Origin of the sequence: Tistrella mobilis, assembly GCF_041468085.1 — a bacterium.
GTDB lineage: Bacteria > Pseudomonadota > Alphaproteobacteria > Tistrellales > Tistrellaceae > Tistrella > Tistrella mobilis_A.
In genome coordinates, this window is the sequence record NZ_CP121017.1 from 866,143 (window position 1) to 892,023 (window position 25,881).

24 protein-coding genes are annotated in these 25,881 nt (G+C 69.3%); 8 read left to right on the forward strand and 16 right to left on the reverse strand.

Going from position 1 to position 25,881, the window contains the following annotated elements:
- Positions 1–35: 35 nt before the first annotated feature.
- Positions 36–644, reverse strand: coding sequence for an NAD(P)H-dependent oxidoreductase (locus P7L68_RS09770; RefSeq protein ID WP_372004612.1), 609 nt, complete (start codon positions 642–644; stop codon positions 36–38).
- A 101-nt stretch (positions 645–745) separates the two neighbouring features.
- Between P7L68_RS09770 and P7L68_RS09775 the strand changes: the two genes are divergently transcribed.
- Positions 746–1,369 carry a TetR/AcrR family transcriptional regulator gene (locus tag P7L68_RS09775; protein ID WP_372004615.1) on the forward strand — a complete coding sequence of 208 codons (624 nt, stop codon included), beginning with the start codon at positions 746–748 and terminating at the stop codon, positions 1,367–1,369.
- Here P7L68_RS09775 and P7L68_RS09780 read toward each other — a convergent pair whose 3' ends face one another.
- Complete coding sequence (locus P7L68_RS09780; RefSeq protein WP_372006810.1) at positions 1,370–1,762, reverse strand: winged helix-turn-helix transcriptional regulator; 393 nt, start codon at positions 1,760–1,762, stop codon at positions 1,370–1,372.
- A gap of 174 nt (positions 1,763–1,936) precedes the next feature.
- Here P7L68_RS09780 and P7L68_RS09785 point away from each other — a divergent pair, with 174 nt between their 5' ends.
- Together P7L68_RS09785 and P7L68_RS09790 are read left to right on the forward strand one after the other, a co-directional pair.
- Positions 1,937–2,548 carry an NAD(P)-dependent oxidoreductase gene (locus P7L68_RS09785; RefSeq protein ID WP_372004617.1) on the forward strand — a complete coding sequence of 204 codons (612 nt, stop codon included), beginning with the start codon at positions 1,937–1,939 and terminating at the stop codon, positions 2,546–2,548.
- A 1-nt stretch (position 2,549) separates the two neighbouring features.
- A complete protein-coding gene (locus P7L68_RS09790) occupies positions 2,550–3,209 on the forward strand; it encodes a DsbA family protein (RefSeq protein WP_372004619.1) in 660 nt (219 codons plus the stop codon).
- On the opposite strand, the gene P7L68_RS09795 is transcribed toward P7L68_RS09790, so the two are convergent.
- A complete protein-coding gene (locus P7L68_RS09795; protein ID WP_372004621.1) occupies positions 3,158–4,090 on the reverse strand; it encodes a LysR family transcriptional regulator in 933 nt (310 codons plus the stop codon). The two genes, P7L68_RS09790 and P7L68_RS09795, sit on opposite strands and share 52 nt — an antisense overlap.
- A gap of 142 nt (positions 4,091–4,232) precedes the next feature.
- Between P7L68_RS09795 and P7L68_RS09800 the strand changes: the two genes are divergently transcribed.
- Both P7L68_RS09800 and P7L68_RS09805 read left to right on the forward strand, forming a co-directional pair.
- Positions 4,233–4,802 (forward strand): N-acetyltransferase family protein, encoded by a 570-nt coding sequence (locus tag P7L68_RS09800; RefSeq protein WP_372004624.1) that lies wholly within the window; start codon positions 4,233–4,235, stop codon positions 4,800–4,802.
- A gap of 141 nt (positions 4,803–4,943) precedes the next feature.
- Positions 4,944–5,690, forward strand: a complete 747-nt coding sequence (locus tag P7L68_RS09805; RefSeq protein WP_372004627.1) for an SDR family oxidoreductase — start codon at positions 4,944–4,946, stop codon at positions 5,688–5,690.
- A 15-nt stretch (positions 5,691–5,705) separates the two neighbouring features.
- Here the strand turns inward: P7L68_RS09805 and P7L68_RS09810 are convergent, their stop codons facing one another.
- On the reverse strand, positions 5,706–6,764 hold the full coding sequence (locus P7L68_RS09810; RefSeq protein ID WP_372004629.1) for a cupin domain-containing protein: 1,059 nt from the start codon (positions 6,762–6,764) through the stop codon (positions 5,706–5,708).
- A gap of 4 nt (positions 6,765–6,768) precedes the next feature.
- Positions 6,769–7,791, reverse strand: coding sequence for a 4-hydroxythreonine-4-phosphate dehydrogenase PdxA (gene pdxA / locus P7L68_RS09815; protein ID WP_372004631.1), 1,023 nt, complete (start codon positions 7,789–7,791; stop codon positions 6,769–6,771).
- A gap of 176 nt (positions 7,792–7,967) precedes the next feature.
- Here pdxA and P7L68_RS09820 point away from each other — a divergent pair, with 176 nt between their 5' ends.
- Positions 7,968–8,879: a LysR family transcriptional regulator gene (locus P7L68_RS09820; protein WP_372004634.1), complete on the forward strand. Its 912-nt coding sequence runs from the start codon at positions 7,968–7,970 to the stop codon at positions 8,877–8,879.
- On the opposite strand, the gene P7L68_RS09825 is transcribed toward P7L68_RS09820, so the two are convergent.
- The 3 genes from P7L68_RS09825 to P7L68_RS09835 form a co-directional block, all read right to left on the reverse strand.
- Positions 8,843–9,451: a superoxide dismutase gene (locus tag P7L68_RS09825; protein WP_372004636.1), complete on the reverse strand. Its 609-nt coding sequence runs from the start codon at positions 9,449–9,451 to the stop codon at positions 8,843–8,845. The genes P7L68_RS09820 and P7L68_RS09825 overlap by 37 nt on opposite strands.
- A 114-nt stretch (positions 9,452–9,565) precedes the next feature.
- Positions 9,566–10,162 carry a DUF1003 domain-containing protein gene (locus P7L68_RS09830; protein ID WP_372004639.1) on the reverse strand — a complete coding sequence of 199 codons (597 nt, stop codon included), beginning with the start codon at positions 10,160–10,162 and terminating at the stop codon, positions 9,566–9,568.
- A 131-nt stretch (positions 10,163–10,293) separates the two neighbouring features.
- Positions 10,294–11,724, reverse strand: coding sequence for a tryptophanase (locus P7L68_RS09835; protein WP_372004642.1), 1,431 nt, complete (start codon positions 11,722–11,724; stop codon positions 10,294–10,296).
- A gap of 690 nt (positions 11,725–12,414) precedes the next feature.
- On the opposite strand from P7L68_RS09835, the gene P7L68_RS09840 reads away from it, so the two are divergent.
- The gene (locus P7L68_RS09840) at positions 12,415–13,290 is read left to right on the forward strand and encodes an alpha/beta fold hydrolase (protein ID WP_372004645.1); all 876 of its coding nucleotides are present in this window, start codon (positions 12,415–12,417) and stop codon (positions 13,288–13,290) included.
- Between the two features lie 4 nt (positions 13,291–13,294).
- On the opposite strand, the gene P7L68_RS09845 is transcribed toward P7L68_RS09840, so the two are convergent.
- Both P7L68_RS09845 and P7L68_RS09850 read right to left on the reverse strand, forming a co-directional pair.
- Positions 13,295–14,674, reverse strand: coding sequence for a sigma-54-dependent transcriptional regulator (locus P7L68_RS09845; RefSeq protein WP_372004648.1), 1,380 nt, complete (start codon positions 14,672–14,674; stop codon positions 13,295–13,297).
- Positions 14,671–16,560 carry a sensor histidine kinase gene (locus P7L68_RS09850; RefSeq protein ID WP_372004651.1) on the reverse strand — a complete coding sequence of 630 codons (1,890 nt, stop codon included), beginning with the start codon at positions 16,558–16,560 and terminating at the stop codon, positions 14,671–14,673. The genes P7L68_RS09845 and P7L68_RS09850 overlap by 4 nt, the downstream gene beginning before the upstream one ends.
- A 284-nt stretch (positions 16,561–16,844) precedes the next feature.
- Between P7L68_RS09850 and P7L68_RS09855 the strand changes: the two genes are divergently transcribed.
- Positions 16,845–18,257, forward strand: coding sequence for a dicarboxylate/amino acid:cation symporter (locus tag P7L68_RS09855; protein WP_372004654.1), 1,413 nt, complete (start codon positions 16,845–16,847; stop codon positions 18,255–18,257).
- 130 nt (positions 18,258–18,387) lie between these two features.
- On the opposite strand, the gene P7L68_RS09860 is transcribed toward P7L68_RS09855, so the two are convergent.
- From P7L68_RS09860 to P7L68_RS09885, 6 genes are all read right to left on the reverse strand, one after another.
- The gene (locus P7L68_RS09860) at positions 18,388–18,999 is read right to left on the reverse strand and encodes a glutathione S-transferase family protein (RefSeq protein WP_372004657.1); all 612 of its coding nucleotides are present in this window, start codon (positions 18,997–18,999) and stop codon (positions 18,388–18,390) included.
- 123 nt (positions 19,000–19,122) lie between these two features.
- A complete protein-coding gene (locus P7L68_RS09865; protein ID WP_372004660.1) occupies positions 19,123–21,372 on the reverse strand; it encodes an ATP-binding protein in 2,250 nt (749 codons plus the stop codon).
- Between the two features lie 84 nt (positions 21,373–21,456).
- Positions 21,457–22,527 carry an ABC transporter ATP-binding protein gene (locus tag P7L68_RS09870; protein WP_372004663.1) on the reverse strand — a complete coding sequence of 357 codons (1,071 nt, stop codon included), beginning with the start codon at positions 22,525–22,527 and terminating at the stop codon, positions 21,457–21,459.
- A 9-nt stretch (positions 22,528–22,536) separates the two neighbouring features.
- Positions 22,537–23,370 carry a carbohydrate ABC transporter permease gene (locus tag P7L68_RS09875; protein ID WP_372004667.1) on the reverse strand — a complete coding sequence of 278 codons (834 nt, stop codon included), beginning with the start codon at positions 23,368–23,370 and terminating at the stop codon, positions 22,537–22,539.
- Positions 23,367–24,314 (reverse strand): carbohydrate ABC transporter permease, encoded by a 948-nt coding sequence (locus P7L68_RS09880; protein ID WP_372004669.1) that lies wholly within the window; start codon positions 24,312–24,314, stop codon positions 23,367–23,369. Before P7L68_RS09880 ends, P7L68_RS09875 begins: the two co-directional genes overlap by 4 nt.
- On the reverse strand, positions 24,311–25,618 hold the full coding sequence (locus tag P7L68_RS09885; RefSeq protein ID WP_372004671.1) for an ABC transporter substrate-binding protein: 1,308 nt from the start codon (positions 25,616–25,618) through the stop codon (positions 24,311–24,313). The genes P7L68_RS09880 and P7L68_RS09885 overlap by 4 nt, the downstream gene beginning before the upstream one ends.
- Positions 25,619–25,881 lie beyond the last annotated feature (263 nt).

Genomic DNA, 25,881 nt, shown 5'->3' on the forward strand with positions numbered 1-25,881 from the left:
GCATGTCACGCTCTGGTGTCGAGAGGAAGCCGCGATCAGGCGGCGTCGACGGCCCGGCCCGTCGCGAACAGCCGGCGGCCCAGGGCATCGGCGGTATCGAGATGGGCTGCGGCAGTGCTGCCGGCATCGGTATCGACCATCAGTTCGGTGGTCGATACCGGGGCCCCGCAATAGTCGAAGATGCCGTGGTCGATCTGGGTGCGCATGGCGCCGAAATAGCCGTGGCGGGCATAGGTGCGCAGATCGGCGCCGCCCAGTGCCACCAGATGCACGGGCAACCGGCCCAGCAGCTTCCGGATCCCGCCGCCTGACCGGTCGTCATAAGCCCAGCCGTTGCTGAACACCCGGTCGATCCAGCCCTTGAGCAGGCCGGGCATCGACCACCAGTAGACGGGATAGACCAGAACCAGGGCATCGGCCCGGTCGATCCGCTGCTGTTCGGCACGAATATCGGCGGGGGTCGGCGCCTTGCCGCGATGGGCGGCGATATCGGCGGCCGAGAAGCGCGGGTCGAAGCCTTCGGCCGCGAGGTCGGCGAGGCTGGCGGTATGCCCCGCCGCAGCCACGCCTGCGGCCAGGCGGGCGGCGACGGCATGGGTCAGGGAGCCGGGATCAGGGTGCGACAGGACGATGAGCGCATGCATGGGCGTGCTCTCCGCAGCAGATGGACGGGGGAGGGGCAGAGGAATTGCAGATCAGGGGCGAGTGCTATATACTTTTAGTAAGTTACTTTTGGTATATAGAGATGTCAAGCGCTCCGACCGATCCATCCGCCACACCCCGTCGCCGTCTCAGCCGCGAGGACCGGCTGCGCCAGCTGCTCGATATCTCGTGGGCGGTCGTCCGCGACGAGGGCACGGATGCGCTCACCCTCGGCCGGCTGGCCGAGCGGGCGGGTGTCACCAAGCCGGTGGTCTATGATCATTTCGGGACCCGCGAAGGCCTGCTGACCGCGCTCTATCGCGATTTCGATGCCCGGCAGACCGCAATGATGGTCGCGGCACTGGATGCCGGCGCGCCGACCGCCGCGGACCGGGCGCGGATCATCGCTGCCTGCTATGTCGATTGCGTGGCGGCGCAGGGCCGGGAGATCCCGGGCGTGCTCGCGGCCCTTGCCGGATCCCCCGAACTGGCGGCGCTGAAGCGGGACTATCAGCGCGCCTTCCTGGAAACCTGCCGGCAGCTGCTCGGCCCCTTCGCACCGGGGGGCGACCTGCCGGCGGCCGGGCTGTGGGCGATGCTGGGCGCGGCCGACGCCCTTGCCGATGCGGCCGTGGCGGGGGATCTGACGGCAGATCAGGCGCGGGCGGAACTCCGCCGGATCCTGCTGGATCTGATCACCCGCGGGATGGGGGGCGAGGGCGGCTGATCAGTCCTCGTAACGGCTGCGTGCGGCACGGATGGCGGCGTGGTTCTCGTCGGCCCACACCACCAGCGCCCGCATCGGCACCATGAACGACCGGCCGAGATCGGTCAGCTCGTATTCCACCCGGGGCGGCACTTCGGCATAGACGGTGCGGCGCACGAAGCCGTCCTGTTCCAGGCGCCGGAGCGTGCGCGACAGCATCTGCTTCGAGATGTCGCCGATCAGGCGGCCCAGCTCGTTGAAGCGCTTCGTACCCTCCCAGAGGCCTGAGAGCACCAGCATGCTCCACTGATCGCCGATCCGGTCGAGCACGTCGCGGATCGGGCAAGGCTCGTCCGCAGGGCGGTCCCAGGGGCCCGGCGGGTCGTTGCGCGGCGTCTTTTCGGTGGTCTGCATGGCCATGTCGCATCTCCCGGAACGGCGCAAAGGTCACGCGGTGCTGACCTGATGACGCGAAGATGACTTCTTGCGCCGGATCAGGGTTTAGCATACCTCGGATCCACGGTCCATTTTCCGGACCGGGTCATCAATGAAGACCATCTCCATATCCGAGCGGAAGGACCCCTCATCATGGCGAACATCGCCCTCATCGGCGCTTCGGGCAATGCCGGTGCGCGCATCCTGAAAGAGCTGTCGGATCGCGGCCATACGGTGACCGGCATCGCGCGGAGCCCTGAGAAGATCGCCGCCCTGCCGGGCGTGACCGCGGTTGCGGGCGATGTGTTCGATGCCGAGGGGCTGGCGGCGATCCTGAAGGGCCATGACGCCGTCATCAGCTCGGTCCATTTCATGGCGAGCGACCCCGACAGGCTGATCGCGGCGGTGCGCGCCTCGGGCGTGACGCGGTATCTGGTGGTCGGCGGGGCCGGGAGCCTGGAGGTGGCGCCGGGCAAGCGCCTGATCGATCAGCCGGACTTCCCCGCCGCCTATCATGCCGAGGCGAGCAAGGGGGCGGCCTTCCTGGATCTGCTGCGCGGTATCGACGACCTCGACTGGACCTTCCTGTCGCCGGCCGCGATGTTCGTACCCGGCGAACGCACCGGTACGTTCCGCCTCGGCACCGATCAGCTGCTGGTGGGCGAGGGCGGCAGCAGCATCTCGTTCGAGGATTACGCCGTGGCGCTGGTCGACGAGATCGAGACGCCGAAGCATATCCGTCAGCGCTTCACCGTGGGGTACTGACATGACAGGCGCGGTGCCCGTCACCTGGCTGTTCGACCCGCTCTGCGGCTGGTGCTATGGCGCCGCGCCCGCCATCCGCCACCTTGCCGGCCAGGCGGGTGTGGCACTCGACCCGCTGCCCGTCGGGCTGTTCGCGGATGGTGGCGCCTTTTCGATGAATGAGGGCTTTGCGAGCCATGCCTGGGCGGCGGACCAGCGGATCGCCCGGCTTTCGGGTCAGCCCTTCACCGAAGCCTATCGCCGCAAGGTGCTGGGGGCCCTGACCGGCCGCGTCGATTCGGGGCCTGCAACCCGGGCACTGACGGCCGTGCGTCTCGCCGCAGTGCCGGAAGAGGCCGTGGCGCAGGAACTGGCGGCGCTGGAGGCGATTCAGCGTGCCCGCTATGTCGATGGTCGGGACAATGCCGATGCCGTCGTGATCGCGGGCGTGCTGGACGGGCTTGGACTGGCTGCGGCGGCTGCGCGCTTCCGGGCGCCGGATGCCTCGCTGCTGGCGGCAGACCGGGCGCGGGTCGGGGCCGGCCGCGAGGCCATGCGCCGGATGGGCGTGCGCGGCGTGCCGGCGCTGATCCTGGGCAAGGGGGCCGGCATGCGGCTGGTCGAAGCCGGTCAGCTCTTCGGCCCCGTCGATGCACTCGTGGCGGCGATCGCCGCTACCTGACCCGCCGCCAGCCCGCGCAGGGCCTCCACCGCCGCGCGCAGGCCCCGGGTCAGGCGCTTGTCGCGGCGGATCACCACCGCCAGCCGGCGGTGCAGCCGGGGGGACAGCGGCCTGACGGTGATGCCGGGCAGGCTGCCGCCCGGCACCGCCATGCCCGGCAGCACCGAACAGCCCAGCCCGGCCCCCACCATGGCCTTGATCGCCTCCACACTGCCGAGCGACATCACCGGCCGGAGCGGCACGGCGGCGCCGGCGAACCAGTCATCGACGATCCGCCGGGTGTTGCCGCCGGGTTCGAACAGCAGCAGCGGCAGACCGGCCAGGCTCGATGCGGTGACCCGCGCCGGCAGCGCCATGTCGGCCGGGGCGATGGCGACGAAGTCGTCCTCCAGCACCGGGGTGATGTCGAGCATCCGCCCGGAGGCCGGCAGGGTGACCAGGCCCAGATCGATCAGATTGTCTTCGATCGCCTTCACGATGTCGGCGGTGTTGCCGGTGGTGACCGTGATCTCGGTGCCGGGGAAACGCCGGCGCAGCTCCCCCAGCAGCGGCGGCAGCAGAAAGATGCAGGCGGTGGCGCCCGTGCCCAGCCGCACGCGCCCGGCATCGCCCGCGGCATGGTGCGACACCGCCTCGATCGCGGCGCCGATGGCGGCGTCGATCCCCGGTGCATGGGCGAGCAGTTCGGCGCCCGCCGCCGTCGGCCTGGCCTTGCGGCCGACCCGCTCGATCAGCGTGGTGCCGAGCCGGCGCTCCAGCTGCCGGATCTGCAGGCTGACCGCCGGCTGGCTCAGGCCCAGCCGTTCCGCGGCAGCGGTGAAGCTGCCGCAGTCGATCACGGTCAGGAAGGTGGTCAGATGGTCGAGGTCGAACCGGGTCATATGATAAGAATTTCTCATGCTCTGCATGATTTCCAGAAGCTTCTTTGATGTTCCGGCGCGCGCCATGATGGCGGAACGCAGCGGGCGCACCGACGGCGCCCGACCCGGAACCGGAAAGACCTCCCCTATGGATATCGGCAGAATGTCGACCACGGATACCGCAGCGGCGGCCCCCGCAAGGCTGGTCGTGCGCGACGCGGCTTCCGAGGACATGGCAGCCATTGCGGCCATCTACGCCCATCACGTCCGCCACGGCCGGGCGAGTTTCGAAGAGGAACCGCCGTCGGTGGCCGAAATCACCGACCGCTGGCGGGGCGTGTGCGCCCGCGATCTGCCCTATCTGGTCGCGATGCTGGGCGACCGGGTGGCGGGCTATGCCTATGCCACCGTGTATCGGCCGCGATCGGCCTATCGCTTCACGGTCGAGGATTCGGTCTATGTGGCGCCCGATCTGGGCGGGCGGGGGATCGGCACGGCCCTGCTGGCGGCGCTGATCGGCCGTTGCGAGGCCGGGCCCTGGCGGCAGATGCTGGCGGTGATCGGCGATTCTGCCAATGCCGGCTCGATCGCGCTTCACCGCCGCATGGGCTTCCGCCTGGTCGGCACCTTCGAATCGGTCGGGTTCAAATTCGGCGGCTGGCTGAATTCGGTGCTGATGCAGCGCCCGCTGGGCGAGGGGGATGCAACCCTGCCCGGTGAGTGCAGCCGGTAAGCGAGCGGGTGGCGTCCTGCGTCCGGTCCGTCTGATTGTTAGCTCTGCCCGAATGATGATGTCGGATCATGGCGGATTATTCCCGAGCTTGCCCGGGTGCATCTTGTGCGGCGCCCAAGGTCATTCACCGGGAGACGACAGATGAGCAGACAGGATCAGACAGGGCGGGTCGCGATCGTGACCGGCGCCTCGCGCGGTATCGGTGCGGCGATCGCCCGGCGGCTTGCCGGCGACGGGTTGGCGGTGGTGGTGAACTATGCCGGCAATGCCGCCGCGGCTGAAGCCGTCGTGGCGGAGATCATCGACACAGGCGGCCGGGCGCTGGCCTGCCGCGCCGACATCGCCCGCACCGGGGAGGTGACCGGCCTGTTCGATGCCGCCATCGCCGCCTTCGGCCGGGTCGACGTCGTGGTCAACAACGCCGGTGTCCTGGCGCTCGGCCCGATCGCCGATATGACCGACGAGGTCTTCGACCGGCTGGTCGCGATCAATCTGCGCGGCAGCTTCAACGTGATGCGTGAAGCCGCGCGACGTCTGGAAGAGGGCGGGCGGATCGTGAACCTTTCTTCCAGCGTCGTCGGCCTCCTGCAGCCGACCTACGGGCCCTATGCCGCGACCAAGGCCGCCGTGGAGGCGATGACCATGGTTCTGGCACGCGAACTGCGCGGCCGGGGCATCACGGTTAATGCGGTCGCCCCCGGACCCACCGCCACCGACCTGTTCCTGGACGGCAAGTCGCCGGAGCTGGTCGACCGGCTGGCCAGGCTGTCGCCGCTGGAGCGGCTGGGCACGCCTGCCGACATCGCCGCTGCCGTCGCCTTCCTGGCCGGCCCCGACGGCGCGTGGGTCGACGGTCAGACCCTCAGGGCCAATGGCGGGGTGATCTGAGGCCGGGAGGTCAAGTCAGATCGATTTGAGATCGGTGACCGTACGCCCGCCACCGGCCGTGCCGGTGTTGACCGTGGTCGCCGGTTCCAGCAGCACCACCTCGCAGGGCTCGTCCAGTGCAACCGGACAATGCTCCACGCCGTGGGGCACGATGATGAACTGGCCGGCCGCCACCTCTTCGTCGCGGTCGCGGAATTTCATCAGCAGCCGGCCGCGGGTTACCAGGAACAGCTCGTCCTCGACCTCGTGGCGGTGCCAGACGAAGGCGCCGGACAGCTTGACCAGCTTCAGGTGCATGTCGTTGATCCGCCCGCCGATGCGCGGGCTCCAGCAGTCGTCGAAGCCGGCGAAGGCGCGGGCGAGATCGACGGTGCCGGCGGGCGAGATCCGTCCTTCGGCTTCGGCCAGCGCTTTCAGCGCGGCGGCAAGCTGTGCCGGAAGCCGGGGCGCCGCCCCTTCGAACCTGCCCTCGATTGCGGCGGTGCCGATGGTGAAGCCGGCGGCACCGGCCGCGACCACGGCCGCAACCGCCGCCGGGCTGTCGATCGATCCGGCCACGATCACCGGCTTCGGGGCCACGGCGGCCACGACCTTCGCGATCAGGGCCGCGGCATCGCCCGGCCGGCGCCAGGCCAGCAGGTCGATCCCGGAAACGCCCGCCATGGCTGCAAGCCGGGCGGCATCGGCGACGATCTCGTCGTCGCTGCCGGCAAGCATGCTGGGGTGCCCGGAAACCGCGCCGGCGAAGGGCATATAGCGCAGGCCGCGGCCTGCGATCACCGGCAGCACCGCGTGCGGGTGCCGGCCGCCGAGCAGCAGGTCGACACCCATATCCACCGCCAGCCGCGCCGCCTCCGCCTCGGCCTCGGCATCAAGCGAGACCATCTCCAGCACGCTTTCGGCCCCGGCAGCCTTGATGCGGGCATGGAGTGCCGCCAGACCGTCCCGGTCCAGCCCGACATCCTTGAAGCCGATCCGGCGGATGCCGAGCCCGGCTGCGGTCTCGACCAGGGCTTCGGCCCCGGCCACGGTGGCATCGTTGCGGGTTGCCATGAAGATCAGGCGGTCGGACATGGGATCAGGCTCCGGTTCGGCTGCCGGCCGGATGGTGGATGGCGGATGGCGGGCACAGGCGGCGGGCGCAGGCGATGGCGGCCAGCAGCGGCGCCGGATCGGCGATGCCGCGGCCGGCGATGTCGAAGGCCGTGCCATGATCGGGGCTGGTGCGGATCAGGTCCAGCCCCAGCGTGACGTTCACCGCGGCATCCAGCCCGTCGAGCTTGGCCGGGATCATCGCCTGATCGTGATACTGGGCGACGACCACGTCGAACCGGCCGCGGCGGGCCTGGAGGAAGACGGTATCCGCCGGCCAGGGGCCCGAGGCATCGATGCCTTCGGCCCGGGCGGCCGCGATGGCCGGTGTCAGGATCCGGGCTTCGGCATCGCCGAACCGTCCGCCATCGCCCGCATGGGGGTTGAGGGCGGCGACCGCCACCCGCGGGGCCGGAATGCCGAAGGCGCGTGCCCCCTGATCGGCGGCCCGGATGGCCGCGAGTTCGGTGTCGTGATCCAGCACCGCCAACGCCTCGGCCAGGGCCATGTGCAGGGTTGCCGGCACCACCCGCAGATCCGGGCCGGCCAGCATCATCGCCGCAGGCCCCCGGCCGGCATGGGCCGCCAGCAATTCGGTATGGCCCGGCCAGGACAGCCCGGCCAGGGCCAGCGCCGCCTTGTTGATCGGTGCGGTGACGATCGCGGAACCGCGTCCCGCCTGTACCAGCCGCACCGCTGTCAGCACCGCATCCACCGCCGCCCGCGCCGCTGCGGCATCGATCCGGCCAAAGCCCGGAAGCGGATCGAGCCGGCCGCTTTCCACCAGCCTGATCACCCCTGCACCCGCCGTCTCCGCCAGAGGATCGGTGACGATATCGATCCGCATATCGGGCGCCACGAGCCCCATCGCCCGCGCCATCACCCCGGCATCGCCCACCACCACGACCGGCAGCGGCCGGGCGGCACCCGCCAGTGCCTTCACGATGATCTCGGGGCCGATGCCCGCCGGATCGCCCATGGTGACCAGGATCGGTGCCGTCTCTGCCATCTCTCTCGCCCCTTCGCGCTGCTGCGGTGTCGGCCTCAGTCTAGCGGCGGGGCGGGCGGGGAAAAGCGATGGGTTCCGACCATAACTGGTGACAAAAGCTGACGGGTTTTGCTGTGGAAATGCGCTCGTCGGGCCTAAGCTTGCATCGCAAGCAACGGTGAGAAGCCCAGGCAAAAATGAAACGATCCGAAATCCCCTCGCTCGACGATCTGCGCGCTTTCGAGGCGGTGGTGCGGCTGGGGGGTGTGCGCGCGGCGGCGGAAGAGCTGGTTCTCACCCATGGCGCGGTCAGCCGGCGGATCGGCAAGCTTGCCCGGGATCTGGGCGTGCGGCTGGTGGAGCCCCAGGGGCGCGGCATCCGGCCCACGCCCGAAGGGGCGCTGCTGGCCGCGGCGGCGCGTGCGGCGCTTGATCAGGTTGCGGAGGCGCTGGGGCGGATCCGGGGCGCGGCGGAGGGGCCGGTGGTGCTGTCCTGCGAGCGTTCGATCGCCATGCGCTGGCTGATCCCGCGACTCGGCCGGTTCGAGGCGGATCACCCCGGGCTGCGTGTGCATCTGTCGGTCGGCGGCGGCCGGCCCGATCTTGCAACCGGCGGCGCAGGGCTGGCCTTGCGGCGTCTGGATTTCCCGGTCGAGCCGGGCTGGATCGTCGAGCCGGTGGTCGAAGAGGCGATGGGGCCGGTGGCGACGGTGGCACAGGCGGCCGCCTTCAGGGGCGGCGACTATGTGGCGCTGGGCTCCACCACCCGGCCGCGGGGCTGGGCCGACTGGCTGGGCCTGCATCCGGCGGTGCCGCAGCCGCGCGAGATCCGGCTGTTCGATCATCACGTGCTGGCGGCCGAAAGCGCGCTTGCAGGCCTGGGGGTCGCGCTCTGCCCGCTGCTGGTGGTGGCGGACGATCTGGCGGCGGGACGGCTGGTGGCACCTGAAGGCTTCGCCGCCGACGGCTCCCGCTACGGATTGATCCGGCGCGGGGCGGGGGTGCCGTCGGCGGCTGTGGCCCGGCTCGGCCGCTGGCTCGTGGCCGAGCTGGACCGGACCGTCCGCGAGGCTCAGGCGGCGAGCAGCCCCGCCTCGGCGAACTCGTAATTCGCAAGATTGTCCAGGAAGTTGGTCACGTAGTCCGGGCGACGGTTACGGAAGTCCAGATAGTAGCTGTGCTCCCAGACGTCGAGGCCGAGCAGGGTGCGGCCTTCTTCGGCCGAGAGCGGATTGGCGGCATTGGGGCTCTTCGAGACGCCGAGCTTTCCGTCGGGCTTCAGCACCAGCCAGGCCCAGCCCGAGCCGAACTGGCTGATGGCTGCGGCGCGGAAGGCTTCCTTGAAGGCGTCGAGGCTGCCGAAATCCTCGGCGATCTTCGCCCCCAGCCTGTCGGGCATGCGGCCACCGGCCGGGGCCAGGCTCTGCCAGAAGATGATGTGGTTCCAGTGCTGGCCGGCATTGTTGAACACGGGCGCCATGTCTGCGCGACCTGCCGAGAGGTGGATGATCTCTTCCAGCGACTTGCCCTGCAGACCTTCATCCTTGGCGACGAAGCCGTTGAGCGCGGTGATATAGGCCTGATGATGCTTGCCGTGATGGAGTTCCAGCGTCTCCTGGCTCATGCCACGGGCGGCGAGTGCCGTGGTGCTGTAGGGCAGGGAGGGAAGCTCGAAGGCCATGGGATCCGGTCCTTTTCCGTGTCGCAATTAAGATTGCGACTCATTATCAATATCAGGACGGATTGTCCGCGGCTCTCGGGAATATGTCAAGCGAGTGCTTGTGATATCAGCGGGTCAGTCGGCCGTGCCCGGCGTGCCCTGGGGGCGGGTGTCGATCCGGCTGCGCAGCAGCTCCAGCATCTCGGTCTGGTGGCGGGCGATGTTTTCCAGATGTTCGATGCGCAGCTGATCGATCTTCTCGTGCAGCCGCATGATCTCAAGCTCGGCCTTGAGGTTGACTTCATAGTCATGGGTGGCGGCGATGCGGTCCTTCGTCGCCTGGCGGTTCTGGCTCATCATGATGATCGGCGCCTGGATCGCGGCAAGCATCGAGAGCATCAGGTTCAGGAAGATGAACGGGTAGGGATCGAACGCCAGATGCCAGAGCTGAAGCAGGCCGGCATTGAGCACCATCCACGCAATCAGCACGCCGGTGAAGCCCAGGATGAAGCCCCAGGAGCCGCCGATCGCGGCCACCCGGTCGGCCAGCCGCTCCCAGCGGCCGGATTGTTCATCGGCAAGATCAGAGACGTCGCGCGAAAGATGGGTGTGGCGCGCGATCCCGGCCAGCACCCGGCGCTCTTCGGGCTCCAGCGCATCCGGCGTGCTGCCGAAATGACGGTCGGCCAGTTCCGCGATATCGATCGACTTCAGGGGGTGAGGGGTCGTCATGGGGCAGCGTCTCCGGGGTCATGCACCGGCCGGCCTGTCTGTCGGGTCGGGGGCCGGTGCATGACGAGACTGCCGGGCGCCGCGGGCGCCGCCAAGCGGCAAAACCATGCCGCCGGCGGCAAGGCCGTGGGTCAGGCGCTGCGGCGCAGCGGCTGCGCGTCGTCCGGGGTCAGCCGGGCGGTGAAGTGACGCAGCACCCTGGGCTCGTGCACGAAGCTGAGCCCGGTCAGGTCCGACGCCCGGTCCTTGACCCGGATCAGCGCCTCGGCGACATAGTCCATATGGTCGTTGGTATAGACCCGGCGCGGGATGGTGAGCCGCAGCAGTTCAAGCTTCGACGGCTTCTGCTGACCGGTTTCCGGATCACGACCGAGCAGCAGCGAGCCGATCTCCACCCCGCGCACACCGCCCTCGACATAAAGCGCATTGGCCAGCGCCTGTGCGGGGAAGCGCGCGGCCGGAATATGCGGCAGCATGCGGGCGGCATCCACGAAGACCGCATGGCCGCCGGTCGGCGCCTGGATCGGCACGCCGCCTTCGATCAGCCGCTGGCCCAGATGGGCAACCTGGGCGATGCGATAGTCCAGGAAGGCCTCGTCCACCGCCTCGTCCAGCCCCACCGCAAGGGCGTCCATATCGCGTCCGGACATGCCGCCATAGGTGATGAAGCCTTCCATGGGCACGCACAATGCCTGGACGCCGGCGAAGAGTTCCGCATCTTCGCGAACCGCACACAGCCCGCCCATATTGACCATCGGATCCTTCTTGGCCGACATGGTCAGCACATCGCCTTCGGCATAGATCGCCGCCACGATGTCGGTCAGGGCCGCATCGCGCCAGGCCGGGTCGCGACGCTTGATGAACCAGGCGTTTTCGGCGAAGCGGGCGCTGTCGATCACCACCGGGATGCCATGGGCGCGGGCAAGGGCCGCCGCAGCGCGGATATTGTCCATCGCCACCGGCTGGCCGCCGGCGCTGTTGCAGGTGATGGTGACGATCACGCCGGCGACGTTCTCAGGGCCGGCCGCGTCGATCTCCGCCGCCAGACGGTCGAGATCGAAATTGCCCTTCCAGTCGAAAGGCCGGCCGGTGTCATAGGCGGCCGGCGTCAGCACATCGACCGCACGTCCGCCCGACAGTTCGACATGGGCGGCGGTGGTGTCGAAATGATGGTTGGACAGGAAGACCGGCCGCGCGGCGGGGTTGCCCGACCGGGCGCGGGCCCGGGCGATCAGCACCGGGAACAGGATCTGTTCGGCGCCGCGGCCCTGATGGGTCGGCACCACATGGCGATAGCCGAACAGCCGCTGCACCGCGGCTTCCAGGCGATAGAAACTGCGGCTGCCGGCATAGGCCTCGTCGCCGGTCATCATCGCGGCCCATTGGGCATCGCTCATCGCGCCGGTGCCGCTGTCGGTCAGCAGGTCGATATAGACGTCTTCGGCACGCAGCAGGAAGAGGTTGTGGCCGGCTTCTTCCAGCGCGGCGATACGGTCTTCGCGGGTGGTCTGGCGGATGCGCTCGACCATCTTGATGCGGAAGGGTTCGGGAATGCGGGTCATCTGATCGCGATGTCCTGACATGCCGCCCGCCGCGGCATCACGCCGGATGCGGCGGGCGGTGGAGCACCCGCACGGCCGTGATACCCGGTTGCGGCTGCATCCGGTTCGGCCAGTGGGGCGTAAAGCTGTCGGAGAAGGGTGCGGCCCGGCCCGAAAACGGCCGGCCGCGGGCGCGATCAGGCCCGCGGGAAATCATAGGCGAGGACGATGTCCTGATTGTACCAGGCCTTGGCGCGGTCCGCCCGGCGGGCCGCGCATGACGGCGCAGCCGCCCGCGAACCGTCACCGGTTCGACGGGAGCACCGTCTCCACGAAACCACCACCATCGGCATGGCGACCTTCCCATCTGGGGGCACTGCTGTTGTAAAGGTGGCGACAGGACGCGATCGCTGTCAAGGGGCGGGACAGCGTGTCGGACCTTTGCAGCGCGGCCGCGATCTACAGCGGCCGCGCCCTCACGACGGCGGTGCTGCTTGCGCTGGTGGTGGCGGACATGGCCGGCGGGTGGCCGTCACCCGCGCCGATGCCGCGCCGGATCGGGCGGCCGCAACCGCGTGGCGCGGGGCTGACCCGGTGCCGTGTCATCGGTGCATTGCGCTGGTCGGGGCGGCAGTCCACCATACGGGGCAACGACCGGACGGCCGGCGCATGGGGTGCCGGCGCGTGCCGGCACCGGAGGGACCGCAAGCCATGACCGCCGACGACACCGCCTTCACCTTGACCGCGCCCGACGGCCACGAGATCCGCGTCCGGGCCTGGCTGCCCGAGGGCACGCCCCGGGGCGTGGTGCAGCTTGCCCATGGCATGGGGGAGCATATCGGCCGCTATGACCGGCTTGCCCGCCGGCTGACCGCCGCCGGCCATGCGGTCTATGCCGCCAACCACCGCGGCCATGGTCCTGCGGCCGCCGAGGCCGGCACGCTCGGCGATTTCGGAGCCGGCGGCTTTGCGGCGCTGGTCGACGATCTGGCGGTGATCGCAGCCGAACTCGGCCGGCGCCATCCGGGGCTGAAGCGGGTTCTGGTCGGCCACAGCATGGGCTCGTTTGCCGCCCAGGCCTTCATGACCCGGCATCCGGGGGCCGTGGACGGTGTGGCCCTGTCGGGCACCACGGCGGTCGACATGCTGGGCCAGGCCGCCGCCTCGGGCAGCTTCCGGCTGGAAGACCTGAACCAGACCATCCCCGACGCCCGCACCCCCTTCGACTGGCTGAGCCGCGATCCGGCCGAAGTCGATGCCTATATCGCCGATCCGCTTTGCGGCTTCACCGTGGCCGAGGCGTCGTTCGGCTCGATCTTCGAGGTCTGCGGCCCGATCTGGCAGCCCGAGGCGACCGCGCGGCTGGTGCGCGACATGCCGCTGCTGCTCTTCATCGGCGATCGCGACCCCGTCGGCGGCGACATGGTCTGGTTCGACACCCTGGTCGGCCGCTACCGCGCGGCGGGCCTGGCCGATGTCTCGGTCCATGTCTTCGGCGGCGCCCGTCACGAAACCCTGAACGAGACCAATCGTGCCGAGGTGATGACGGTGCTCGGCGCCTGGATCGACCGGGTCACCGCCGCCTGAGCCGTCAACCCCTGCGGGTGCGACGGTAGTCGTTGGGGTCTATGCCGTGGCGCTGGAGCTTGTCGTAGAAGGTCTTGCGCGGCAGGCCCAGCGCCTGGATCACTGCCTTGACCTCGCCGTCATGCAGCGCCAGTGCGGCACGGATCGCCCCCGCCTCGAACCGGTCCACCCGCCGGGGCAGGGGCAGATCCGGGTCGTCGCCCGGCCCGGCCGCGCCTGCGGCAGCGGGGGCTGTTGCCGCTGCGGTATCGGCGGCAAGTCCCAGGGCCACCCGTTCGGCGAAATGGGCCAGTTCCCGGACATTGCCCGGCCAGTCATGGGCGGCGAGGTGGTGGCGGACGGCATCGTCCACATCCGGCACCGGCCGGCCGAACCGTGTCGCGGCCCGGTCCAGGAAATGGGCGAACAGCAGAGGCACGTCGCCCCGTCGCTCCCGCAGCGGCGGGATGCGGATCGTCACCACATTCAGGCGGTAATAGAGGTCGTCGCGGAACCGCCCCTCCGCCGCTTCCTGCAGCAGGTCGACCTTGGTGGCGCCGATCACCCGAAGGTCGACCGGCCGTATCTCGTTGGTGCCCAGCGGCTCGACCGTGCGGGTCTCCAGCACCCGCAGCAGCTTGACCTGCAGGCCCTTGGGCATGCTCTCGATCTCGTCGAGGAACAGTGTGCCGCCATCGGCATGCTCGATCCGCCCCACCCGGCGGCGCTGGGCGCCGGTGAAGGCGCCGGGTTCATGGCCGAACAGCTCGCTCTCGATCACCGTCTCGGGCAGGGCACCGCAATTCAGTGCCACCAGCCGGGCGGCGCGTCGCCGGCTGCCGGCATGGAGTGCGCGGGCCACGACTTCCTTGCCCGACCCGGTTTCCCCCAGCACCAGCACGTCGACATCGGCGGCCGCGACCGCCTGTACGATCTCGCGCAGCCGCTCCATCTCGGGCGTGCGGCCGATCAGCCCCAGCGCTGCCTCGGCGTCCAGGGCGGCCTTCAGCCGGCGGTTCTCCATCACCAGCCGGCGCAGCCGTGTGGCCCGCGTCACCGCCTCCACCAGCGCCTCGGCCGGATAGGGTTTGGACAGGAAATCGTGGGCGCCGCGGCGCATCGCCTCCACCGCCATCGGAATGTCGCCATGGCCGGTCACGAAGATCACCGGCAGGTCGGGATCCTGCGCCCGCAGCCGGTCGAACAGGGCGAGCCCGTCGATGCCGGGCATGCGCATGTCGGTGACGATCACCCCCGGAAAATCGCGATCCACCAGCGCCAGGGCGGCGTCGGCCGAGGCGGCGGTCAGCACCTCGAACCCGGCCAGTTCCAGGGTCTGGGCATTGGCGATCCGGACGTCGTCCTCGTCGTCGACGAAGACGACCTGTGGCAGTTCGCGGCTCATCCGGCCTCCGGCAGTTCGATGATAAACGTGGCACCCGCGCCATCCGTGTCAGGCGAGCATGCGGAAAGCGTGCCGCCCATCTCGCGCACCAGATCGGCCGAGATCACCAGACCCAGGCCCAGCCCGTCGGGTTTGGTGGTGCGGAAGGGCAGGAAAAGGGCCTCGCGGATATCGGGCGCAAGCCCGGGCCCGTTGTCCGAGACCTGAAGCCCGAGCCTCGATGCGCCGTCATCGGCCCTGGATCGCGACAGCCGGATGGTGATCCGCGGGGCCGGACGGCCGTCGACGGCATCGACGGCATTACCGATCAGATTGACCAGCACCTGTTCCAGTCGCACCCGTTCCGCCACCACCCGGGCCCCGGCGATGTCTGCCGGGATGTCGCGCACCAGATCGATGCCGCCGGCGCGGATCCGGTGGCCCAGCAGCAGCAGGGCGCCATCGATCGCCTCGGTCACCCGTACAGGCGTCGGCGCGGTGCCGGCCTTGCGGGCGAAGCCGCGCAGCTGGCCGGTGATCGTGCCGATCCGGGCGGTCAATTCGGCGATGCGGGACAGGTTGGCCAGGGCGGCATCGGCCCGGCCGCGATCCAGGAAGGCGCGGGCATTGTCGGCGAAGGCGCGGATCGCCGCCACCGGCTGATTGATCTCATGGGCGACGCTGGCGGCGATCCGTCCCAGCACCGCCAGCCGCCCGGCCTGGATCAGATCGTCCTGCAGGCGCCGCGCCGCGGCCTCGGCCTGGCGGCGTTCTTCCATTTCGGCTTCCAGGGCCGCATAGGCGCGGGCGAGATCGGCGGTGCGACCGGCGACCGCCGCTTCCAGCCTCTGCCGCTCATGGGCGGCATGGGCGGCCCGGCCTTGCAACTGCTGGCGGCGATAGAGCCCGGCTGCCGCGAGCGTTGCAAGCAGGGCAATGCCGGCGCCGGCAAGCGCGCGCGCATCCGCCACCGCCCGTCGCACGGCCTGGTCGGCCGGGGTCATCAGATGCAGGGTCCAGCCGATCTCGGGCATGGTCAGGCTTTGATGCAGCATGCCGGTCCCGTCGACGCTGACCAGCCGGCCATCATCCGTGCCGGGGCTGAAGGGCAGGGGGGTGAGCGGCGCATCACCATATTGCAGCCCGGCACGGATCGCGGCACGCGTCTCTTCGGGCAGCGGCGCCAGGCTTTGGAAGCGCCAGCCGGCGATCCCGCTGACCAGCACCACGCCACGGGCATCGGTGGCGAAGATCCGTTCAGGGGCGCCGGCCCAGATCGCCTCCAGCCGGTCGAACTCGATCTTCACCACCATCACGCCCAATCCGGATCGGGGTGCGGGGCCCCGGTCGTCGTCGATCCGCCGGGCCAGATACATGCCGGGGCGGTGGCTGACCGTGCCCATGGCGAAATGCTCTGCGGCACCTTCGGCCATGGCGACCGCGTGATAGGGCCGGAAGCCGTAGTCGTTGCCCACGAAGCTGACCGGGCTCGACCAGTTGCTGGCCGCCAGCGTCAGCCCGTGATCGTCGATCAGATAGATGACCGCAGCGCGGGTGGCGCGGGCCAGTGCTTCCAGCTTGCGGTTCAGCCGGTCGCGGGCGGCACCGTTTTCCGGTGCACGCAACACGGCCAGGGCATCGGGATCACGCGCCAGCACCACCGGCAGGGCGCGCTGCTTGTCGATCTCGGCGCCGAGCGCCTCGGCATTGAGCGACAGCGCCACGCGCCCGGCCTGGGTGAGATCGGCCAGCACCTCATCCCGGGCAATCCGCCCGGCCTGCCAGACCACAAGGCCGCCGACGGCAAGCCACAGGCAGACGAAAACCGCCCGGATCACGATCCGTTTCCGGCGGATCGGCCTGGCATCGGCAGGTGCGAAAGTGGCGGTGTCGGCAGGATCGGTCATGGTCTCAGTCTCCGACGAATCGCAGCCGGGCGCAAATCCGCACATCGTGCGGAGTTTCGCCATCACCCCGCCAATTCTGGGCGAATATCCGCACATTCCCCGGGCAGTCCGGGAGTGCATGCCGGGTATTCCATCAGGGAATTCAAGGATTTGGTTCACACCCCTCCGGCTGGCACGGCGATTGCCAACAGGCGCTTCCAGGCCCGCCCGCAGGGGATGGCGGGCCGGATTCCAAGATCGGCCGGCGCCGCACGCCGGCGAAAACCCGGAGGAGGACGCCGGCGATGGCACAGGGTCTCGCAGGGCAGGGCGCGCAGGCAGGCGCCGCCCGACCGAAGAAGTTCTACCAGCACCTCTATGTCCAGGTCCTGATCGCGGTTGCGGCGGGCATCATCCTTGGCCATTTCTACCCTCAGCTGGGCGCGGATCTGAAGCCGCTCGGCGATGCCTTCATCAAACTGGTCAAGATGATCATCGCCCCGGTCATCTTCCTGACCGTGGTCACCGGCATCGCGGGCATGAGCGATCTTGAGAAGGTCGGTCGGGTCGGCGCCAAGGCCATGATCTATTTCCTGGTCTTCTCGACGCTGGCCCTGATCGTGGGGCTGATTGTGGCGAATGTCGTCCAGCCCGGCGCCGGCATGCATATCGATCCGGCGAGCCTGGATGCCGCCGCGGTCAAGGCCTATGCCGACAAGGCGCATGACCAGACCCTGATCGGCTTCCTGATGGGCATCATTCCGGCCACCGCCTTCAGCGCCTTTGCCTCGGGCGACATTCTGCAGGTGCTGTTCTTCTCGGTGCTGTTCGGCGTCGGCCTGTCGATGATCGGTGATCGCGGGGCGCCGGTGCTCAACGTCCTGAAGATCACCACCCAGGTGGTCTTCAACATCGTCCATATCGTGATGAAGGTCGCGCCCATCGGTGCCTTCGGCGCGATGGCCTTCACCATCGGCAAATACGGCATCGGCTCGATCGCCAATCTGGCGATGCTGGTCGGCACCTTCTATATCACCGCGCTCTTCTTCGTGCTGGTCATCCTGGGGGCGGTCGCCCGGGCGAACGGCTTCTCGATCCTGCGCCTGATCCGCTTCATCAAGGCCGAACTGCTGCTGGTGCTGGGGACCAGCTCGTCGGAATCGGCGCTGCCCTCGCTGATGGAAAAGATGGAGAAGGCCGGCTGTTCGAAGCCTGTCGTCGGGCTCGTCGTACCGACCGGCTATTCCTTCAACCTGGACGGCACCAACATCTACATGACCATGGCGGCGCTGTTCATCGCCCAGGCGACCGACACGCCTCTGGGGCTGGGCGATCAGATCCTGCTGCTGCTGGTGGCGATGCTGAGTTCCAAGGGCGCTGCCGGCGTCACCGGATCGGGCTTCATCACGCTGGCGGCAACCCTGGCCGTGGTGCCGAGCGTGCCGGTTGCCGGCATGGCGCTGATCCTGGGCGTCGACCGGTTCATGTCGGAATGCCGTTCGCTGACCAATTTCATCGGCAATGCCATGGCCGCGATCGTGGTCGCCCGCTGGGAAGGGGAGCTGGATCGCGACCGCCTGGCGGCGACGCTGGAAGCCGGCCGGGTTCTGGATGATGCGCCCGCGGCGGTTCCTGCCCATATGCCGGCCCCCGGGCTGGCCCGCCCGCTTGCGGGCCCACCGATCGCGGGGACTCCGATCGCGGGGCCGGCCGAGTAAGGCCCGTCCCGCCAGACCTGCCCCGGGGGAAGGGGGCACGCGGCCCCGCCGGGGCGCCATCCGTCGGGGGACGTGGATGGTGCCGGGCGGGGCCGCAGCTTTATGTGGCGGTGGCCCTTGCCGTGAAAGCTCAGGGCAGCTTCTGCGCGGTCTTCGCCGCGTCACGATCGCGGCAGCGCTTCACCCAGTCGGCGACATGGGGCACGCCCGACAGATCCATGCGGGCGGCCGCCAGCCAGTGGACGATCGACGAGACGTTCAGATCGGCGACGGTGAAGCGGCCGCCGATCAGCCAGCCGTCGCCCTTCGCCAGCGCCTTGTCCAGCACGGCAAGCGGCCGGGCCAGACTGGTTTCCGCCGCTTCGGCGCGGGCGGCATCGCGGGCTTCGCCCCTCAGCACCAGGCGGTGCATAAGCACGGTCAGCGACAGCGATTCAAGATCGGTGACGGCCCAGAAGCTCCACTGGGCCATCAGCCCCGCCTCTGCCGCATCCCGGGCCGCGAGCGGCCCGCCATGCTTTGCGGCCAGATAGAGGTTGATCGCCATGGATTCGCTGATGACCACGCCGTCATCCTCGATCACCGGAATCCGGAGATTGGGGTTGAGGCGGGCGATGTCGGGGTCGCTCGCCGCGTCGGCGATCTTGACCGGGATGTGCTCGTAGGCGATGCCGAGTTCCTCGGCCATCCAGAGATTGCGCGAGGTGCGCGACGCGCTCATCCCGTAGATCTTCAACGTCATGACCCGTGTTTCCTCCGTCGGTCGGGTCCCCCGGCCTTGCGCGGGGGTATCGTGGACGGCAGGACGTTAGCACGAGCCGCGGGGCGCGCGCATCGCTGCAGGTGGCCGCAGGGCGCGCGCCGGTCAGTAGGGCTGGTATTCCCTGAGCCGCGCCCGGCGCAGCAGCAGCTCGACCAGGGTCGCGCGCAGGCGGGTGGTGAAGGCATCCAGATGGGTGCCGCGCAGCGGCTCTCCCTCGTCGTTCTCCACCGCGATCGCCAGACGCCGGCCGCAGAGGGCCAGCTGATCCAGGCCGAGCAGGGCGGCCTGGCCCGCGATCGTCCGCGCGTCGTCGGCCAGCACCACAGGGTCGGCGTCGTGGGTCATCCGGCGGATACGATCGGTGGCGGTGGCCATGAAGCCGTCGAGCATCTGGGCTACACGATCCTGTCCCATCTGACGCTGCAAGCGGTCGATCGCAGCCATTTCGTCGCCCACCGCTTCGACCGGCGCCTCGGGATGCGGCGCGGCGGACTGCGGCGGCGCGGGCGGGGGCATCCGGCGGATGCGGGTATAGCGCTGCAGCATCTCGGCCAGTTCGGACAGCTGCACGGGCTTGGCCATATAGTCGTTCATGCCGGCCTCGCGGCACTGTTCCATGGCCGAATCGAAGGCATTGGCTGTCAGCGCCACCATCGGCACCCCGGCCAGTCTCGGATCGGTCAGGCCGCGGATGGCACGCGCCGCCTCCAGCCCGTTCATCACCGGCATGCGCATGTCCATCAGCACCAGATCTATGCCGCCACGCGCGACGATGGCCAAGGCCTCGGCGCCGTCTTCGGCCTTTTCCACCACGCAGCCCAGGCGCTTGAGCATGGCGGTGAGGACTTCGCGGTTCATCTCCACATCGTCTGCCACCAGCACCCGCGGGCCGCGCCCTTCGGCGGCGGGCGGCGGGGTTGGTGCGGCTTCCGCGCGGTCCAGCGCCGTGACCGCCCGGCCGGTCTTGAGGGGGGTTTCCGGCAAGGGCGCCTCGAAGCGGAACAGGGCCCCGCGGGTAACGCTGTGGTCCAGCTCCAGCCGGCCACCCATGGCAGCGGCAAGCCGCGCCGAGATCGCAAGGCCGAGCCCCGTCCCGGCGGCGCTGCCCGCGCTCTCGTCCAGCTGCGAAAAATCCTTGAACAGCAGATGCCGGCGCTCGGGTGGGATGCCCGGCCCGTCATCCTGCACCTCGAAGCGCAACCACCCGTCATCCCCCCGGCGCGCCCGCAGGATGACCCGGCCCTGGGGCGTGAACTTCACCGCGTTCGACAACAGATTAAGCAGCACCTGCTGCAGGCGCATCGCATCGGCGCGGACGGCGTGGGGCAGATCTGCCGCGGCATCGGTGATCAGGACCAGCCCCTTGGCTGTGGCCTGGGGGGCGACGACATCGCTGACCACGGTCAGCAACCCGCGCAGATCCACCCCGTCGCGCGGCTGAAGTTCCAGCTTGCCGGCTTCGATCTTCGAGAAATCGAGCACGTCGTTGATGACGCCCAGCAGATGCCGGCCGGCACTTGCGATCATCTGCACCCGCTGGCGCGGCCCCGGCCCGACCCCCGGATCGCCCAGCAGCAGCTGAGCGGCGCCCAGAACGCCGTTCAGCGGCGTGCGCAGTTCGTGGCTCATGGTCGCAAGGAAGCGCGATTTCGCGAAACTGGCCCGCTCTGCGGCCTGTCGGGCGTTTTCCAGCTCGGCGGCATGGCGCTCGCCGTCTTCGACCAGCATGCTCCACAGCATCGCGAAATTGCTGCCGACATAGAACATGCCGGCAAGTGCCAGGAAGCCGGACTGGACCCAGGTGCTGGCCAGCACGCTGTCGATGTCGGGACCGGCCAGGGTGGCCAGCCCCCGCACCAGCGTCAGGCTGCCGAAGATCGCGAAGACGATGCCGGCGGCATGCAGGGACGGCCGTGCACGGCCGCGGATATCATTTCGGATCGCGACCACGGCGCACATCAGCAGCAGCAGGCCGGACCCGGTGGAATAGGAAACGATCCGTGCCTTGAGGTCCGGGCTGGCGACCGTGAAGGCCAGCACCAGCCCCATCGTCACCGCGATGACCGCGATCGCCGGCGGCATCAGGCCGCGCCGTCCGGTCAGGCGTTCGAAACTGGTGAGGTAGAGCGCGGACGAGACCAGCAGCAGGCCGTTCGCGGCCAGCGTGGTCGGCAGATCGCTGGTTGCCAGGTTGAAGGCCAGCATCAGCGAGGCGATCGCCCGCGCCGCATTGCCGGCGGTCCACCACAGGACATGGGCGGGGCCGCGCCGCGCCGCACTGACCGCAGCAAATCCGATGGTCAGGGTCACGGTGATCCAGGCGTTGTAGATCGCCAATGTGACGATGTCCATCTTCCGCCCCCTCCGGCGTGTACGTCCTCAGAGATCCTATACTGTCCCGAAAAGGGGTAAAGAAATCGCGTATATCGCGAGCCGTCAGACGGAAAATCGACCGGAGTCGAGCCGGCGCTCATCGGCAGCGAACGGATGCAGGCTGCCGCGGCGGGCGGTGACGGCGATCCGGCTGCCCGGGGCCGGGGCTGTCCGGTGATGGCGGACAACGATGTCGCAGCCGTCGTCGACCCGCAGATGCAGGATCCGGCTGTCGCCCAGTTCTTCGATCATCGCCACCCGGCCGGCTGCGACCGCATCGGGCGCATCCGGGGCCGCGATCGCCAGATCCTCGGGCCGGATGCCGATCCAGGCGGTGCCGTCGGGCAGATCGTCTGCCCTGGCCAGGGCCTGGCCGGTGGGGCTTGCCGGCGTCAGGACGTTCATCTGCGGGCTGCCCAGGAAGCGGGCGACGAAGAGTGTGCCGGGGCGGGTGTAGAGATCGTGCGGGGGCCCCGCCTGCTCGATCCGGCCGCGGTTCAGCACCACCAGCCGGTCGGCCAGCGTCATCGCTTCCACCTGATCATGGGTGACGTGGATGATGGTGGCGCCAAGCTTCGCATGCATCGCGGCAAGCTCCACCCGTGTGCCGGCGCGCAGCGCGGCATCCAGGTTGGACAATGGCTCGTCGAACAGGAAGACCTTGGGGTCGCGCACGATCGCGCGGGCGATCGCCACCCGCTGGCGCTGGCCGCCCGACAGCTGGGCCGGCTTGCGGTCCATCAGCTCGCCGATCTTCAGCATGTCTGCGGCCCTGGCGATCCGCGCGTGAATGTCGGCGTCCGACGCCCCGGCGATCTTCAGCCCGAAGCCGATATTGCGGCGGACGGTCATATGCGGGTAGAGCGCATACGACTGGAACACCATCGACACACCGCGCTTCGCCGGCGGCAGCCGGTCGACCCTGGTGCCGTCGATCAGGATCTCGCCCGCGCTCGGTGCGTCCAGCCCGGCGATCAGGCGCAGCAGGGTGGATTTGCCGCAGCCCGAGGGGCCGACCACCACGGTGAAGCTGCCGCGGGGCACGGCGAGGTCCAGCCCGCGCAGCACCTCGGCCGCGCCATAGCGGCGGCCGAGGCCGCGAAGTTCCAGCATCGGGGGCAGATCGTCGGTCATGGGAACGCGTCAGCCTTTCACGGCGCCCGCCGTCAACCCGGCCACCAGACGGCGCTGGAAGACCAGCACCAGCGCCACCAGCGGCAGGGTGACCGTGACCGAGGCGGCCATGATCATCCCCCAGGGCAGCTCGTGCTGGCTGCCGCCGGTCAGCAGTGCGATGGCGACCGGCACCGTGCGCATGTCGTCGGTGAGGGTGAAGGTGAGGGCGAAGAGGAATTCGTTCCAGGCGATGATGAAGGCGATCAGCCCGGTGGTGACGATGGCCGGCCACATCAGCGGCAGGAAGATGCGGATCAGGATGGTGAAGGGGCCGGCCCCGTCCATGATCGCGGCTTCCTCGATCTCGACCGGCAGTTCGCGGATGAAGGTGGTGAGCACCCAGACCGTGAAGGGCAGGGTGAACAGCAGATAGGCGAGGGCAAGGCCCCAGAGCGAGTTGTAGAGGCCGAGCCCGCGGATCAGCGTGAACATGCCCGAGAGCACCGCTACCTGCGGGAACATCGAAACCGCGAGCACCGCGAGCAGGATCAGCCGCCGGCCGGGAAAGCGGATCCGCCCCAGCGCATGGGCGGCGGTCAGGCCCAGTGCCGCCGAGGCGGTCACCACCAGCACCGCCACCAGCACCGAATTCAGGATGCTGCGCCCGAAGGCGCCGGTTGCGAACAGGGCCCGGTAGTTGCCCAACTCGATCGCCTCCGGCCACCAGCGGATCCGGAAGATGCCGCTGCCGCTTTCCATCGAGGTCAGCACCGCATAGTAGAGCGGGAACAGCGACCAGAGCAGCAGCAGGACCACGGCGAGTGCAAGGCCCGCGGCGGCGAGGGGAGAGCGGCGGGTCATGCGCCGGCCCCCTCTCTCTGGCCGGCGACCGCCGACCGGTCGGGGCGGAGCACTGCCAGCCACAGGATCGTGACCAGCCCGACCACCAGGAAGAGCAGGGTAGAGGCGGCCGAGCCATAGCCCATGTCCTGGAACTGGACCAGCTGCTGGCGGGCATGGACCGACAGCGTCATGGTCGCCTCGGCATTGCCGGTCATGACATAGACCAGATCGAACACCCTGAGCGCATCGAGCAGGCGGAAGACCACCGCCACCGCCAGCGCCGGGCGGATCAGCGGCAGGGTGATGAAGACGAAGACTTTCCAGGCGGGGATGCCGTCGACCCGGGCCGCCTCGTAACAGTCGCGCGGCACGGTCTGCAGGGCCGCCAGCATCAGCAGGGCGACGAAGGGCGTGGTCTTCCAGACATCGACCAGGATCACCGCCGGCAGGGCGGTCGTGGCATCGGCAAGCCAGGCCACCGGCCGGTCGATCAGGCCCAGCGCCATCAGCCCGGCATTCACGATGCCGAACTGGTCGTGGAGCATCCAGGCCCACATCTTGGCCGAGACCACGGTCGGAATCGCCCAGGGCACCAGAACGGCGGCGCGCACCCAGCCGCGGCCGCGGAACTCTGCGTTCAGCACCAGGGCCATGGCGATGCCCAGCACCGTTTCCAGGGTCACCGAGGCGGCGGCGAAGATCAGCGTGTTGGCAAGGGCCCGCCACCAGGTCGGATCGGCCAGGATGCCGTACCAGGCGCCGTCATAGGCTTCCAGATAATTGGCGAAGCCGACCAGGCCGTAATCGCCGGGGGCCGTCAGGCTGGCATCGGTGAAGCCGAACCAGATGGTGCGGGCCAGCGGCCAGACCGCGACCAGGGCCAGCACCGCCATCATCGGCGACAGGAAGACCGCCGCGGTACGGGTGGAACCGCGCCCCCCGGCCCCTGTCGTCGCGCTCACCAGCGCCCGCCGCGCGACAGGCGGCCGAGATCTCGGTCGAGACGGGCGAGGGCGGCTTCGGGCGTCACCCGCCCGGCCAGCGCATCCTGGGTGCGCTGCCAGACGGCGGCCGAGAGCCGGTTATAGCCGTCGCCCGTGGCGCGGGAAGGCCGGGCGACCGCGGTTTCGAAGGTCTGGTAGAGCTGGCCGAAGAACGGGTTGGCGGCCAGAACCTCGTCATCCTTGTAAAGCGCGGGGATGGTCGGGTTGTAGGCGGCTTCGACCGCGCGGCGCTTCTGCTCGGCGGCGCCGGTCAGGAAGCGTACCAGATCCGCCGCCTCGGCCGGGTGCTTCGAATAGCGCGAGACCGCCAGATGCCAGCCGCCCAGCGTGCCGGTGGTCTTGCCCTCGGGGCCTCCCGGCGGCAGGGCGGTGACGCCGACCTTGCCCTTGACGGGGCTGTCGGCGCTTTGCGCCAGGGCCCAGGCATAGGGCCAGTTGCGCATGAACACCGCCTTGCCCGACTGGAACACGCCGCGCGCGGCCTCTTCGTCATAGGTGAGCACGCCTTCGGGCGAGATCTTCCCCACCCAGGACGCGGCTTCGGTCAGGGCGGCCAGGGCCTTGGGGTTGTTCACCGTCACCCGGCCGTCGGCATCGACGACGGTGCCGCCGCCATAGGCGTCGATCCATTCCAGCGCATTGCAGGTGAGGCCCTCATAGGCCCGGCCCTGCCAGACATAGCCCCAGAGATCGCTCTGCCCGGCCGCGCGTTCCTTCTGCTGGATGTCGGTCGCGATGCGGGTGAGATCGGGCCAGCTTTCGGGCGGCTGGTGGCCGTATTTCTCCAGCAGATCCTTGCGGTAGTAGAGCACGCCGGCATCGGTCCACCAGGGCATGGCGACCAGCCGGCCGTCGACGGTGTCGTTCTCGATCAGGGCCGGGAAATGCTGCGCGGGGGCATCGCCCATATGCTCCGAAAGATCGACCAGATGCGGCGCCAGCATGCCCGGCCAGACCACGTCGATCTGCAGCACGTCGATATCGTCGGCGCCGGCGCCCAGGATCTGCTGATAGAGCGCGAAGCGTTCATTCGAGGAATTGGGGGTCGAGACGATGTCGACCGTGTTGCCGGTGGTCCTCTCCCAGGCGGCGACCCCGTCGCGGCAGAGCGACAGCTCGACACCGATTGCCCCGCAGGAAATGGTGAGCGAGACAGGCTCGGCCCGGGCCTCCCCGCCCGCGCCGGCACTCGCGGCGGCAGCCAGCAGCATGCCCGCCGCAACCGTGATGCGGCGCATGTCCCGCCGCGTCGTCATGACCATCGGTCCAGATCCGCTTCTGAATTCGCCGGTGTGCCCGTGCCGGCCTCGTCATCCTCCGAAACATCCATCGCGACCACGTGATGTCGCGCTCAACTCTGCGCACGACCAGCGGGGGCCGGGTCTTCACCCCCGTCTGGCGGACGGGGGCCGAGACCCGGAAAACTCACGCGGGCGATCCCTTTTGTTCTATCCCGATCGGGCGGAAAGTCCACCCATGATCTTCCTCCGACGCGACGGTTATGCTGCCCGAGCGACCCGGAGAG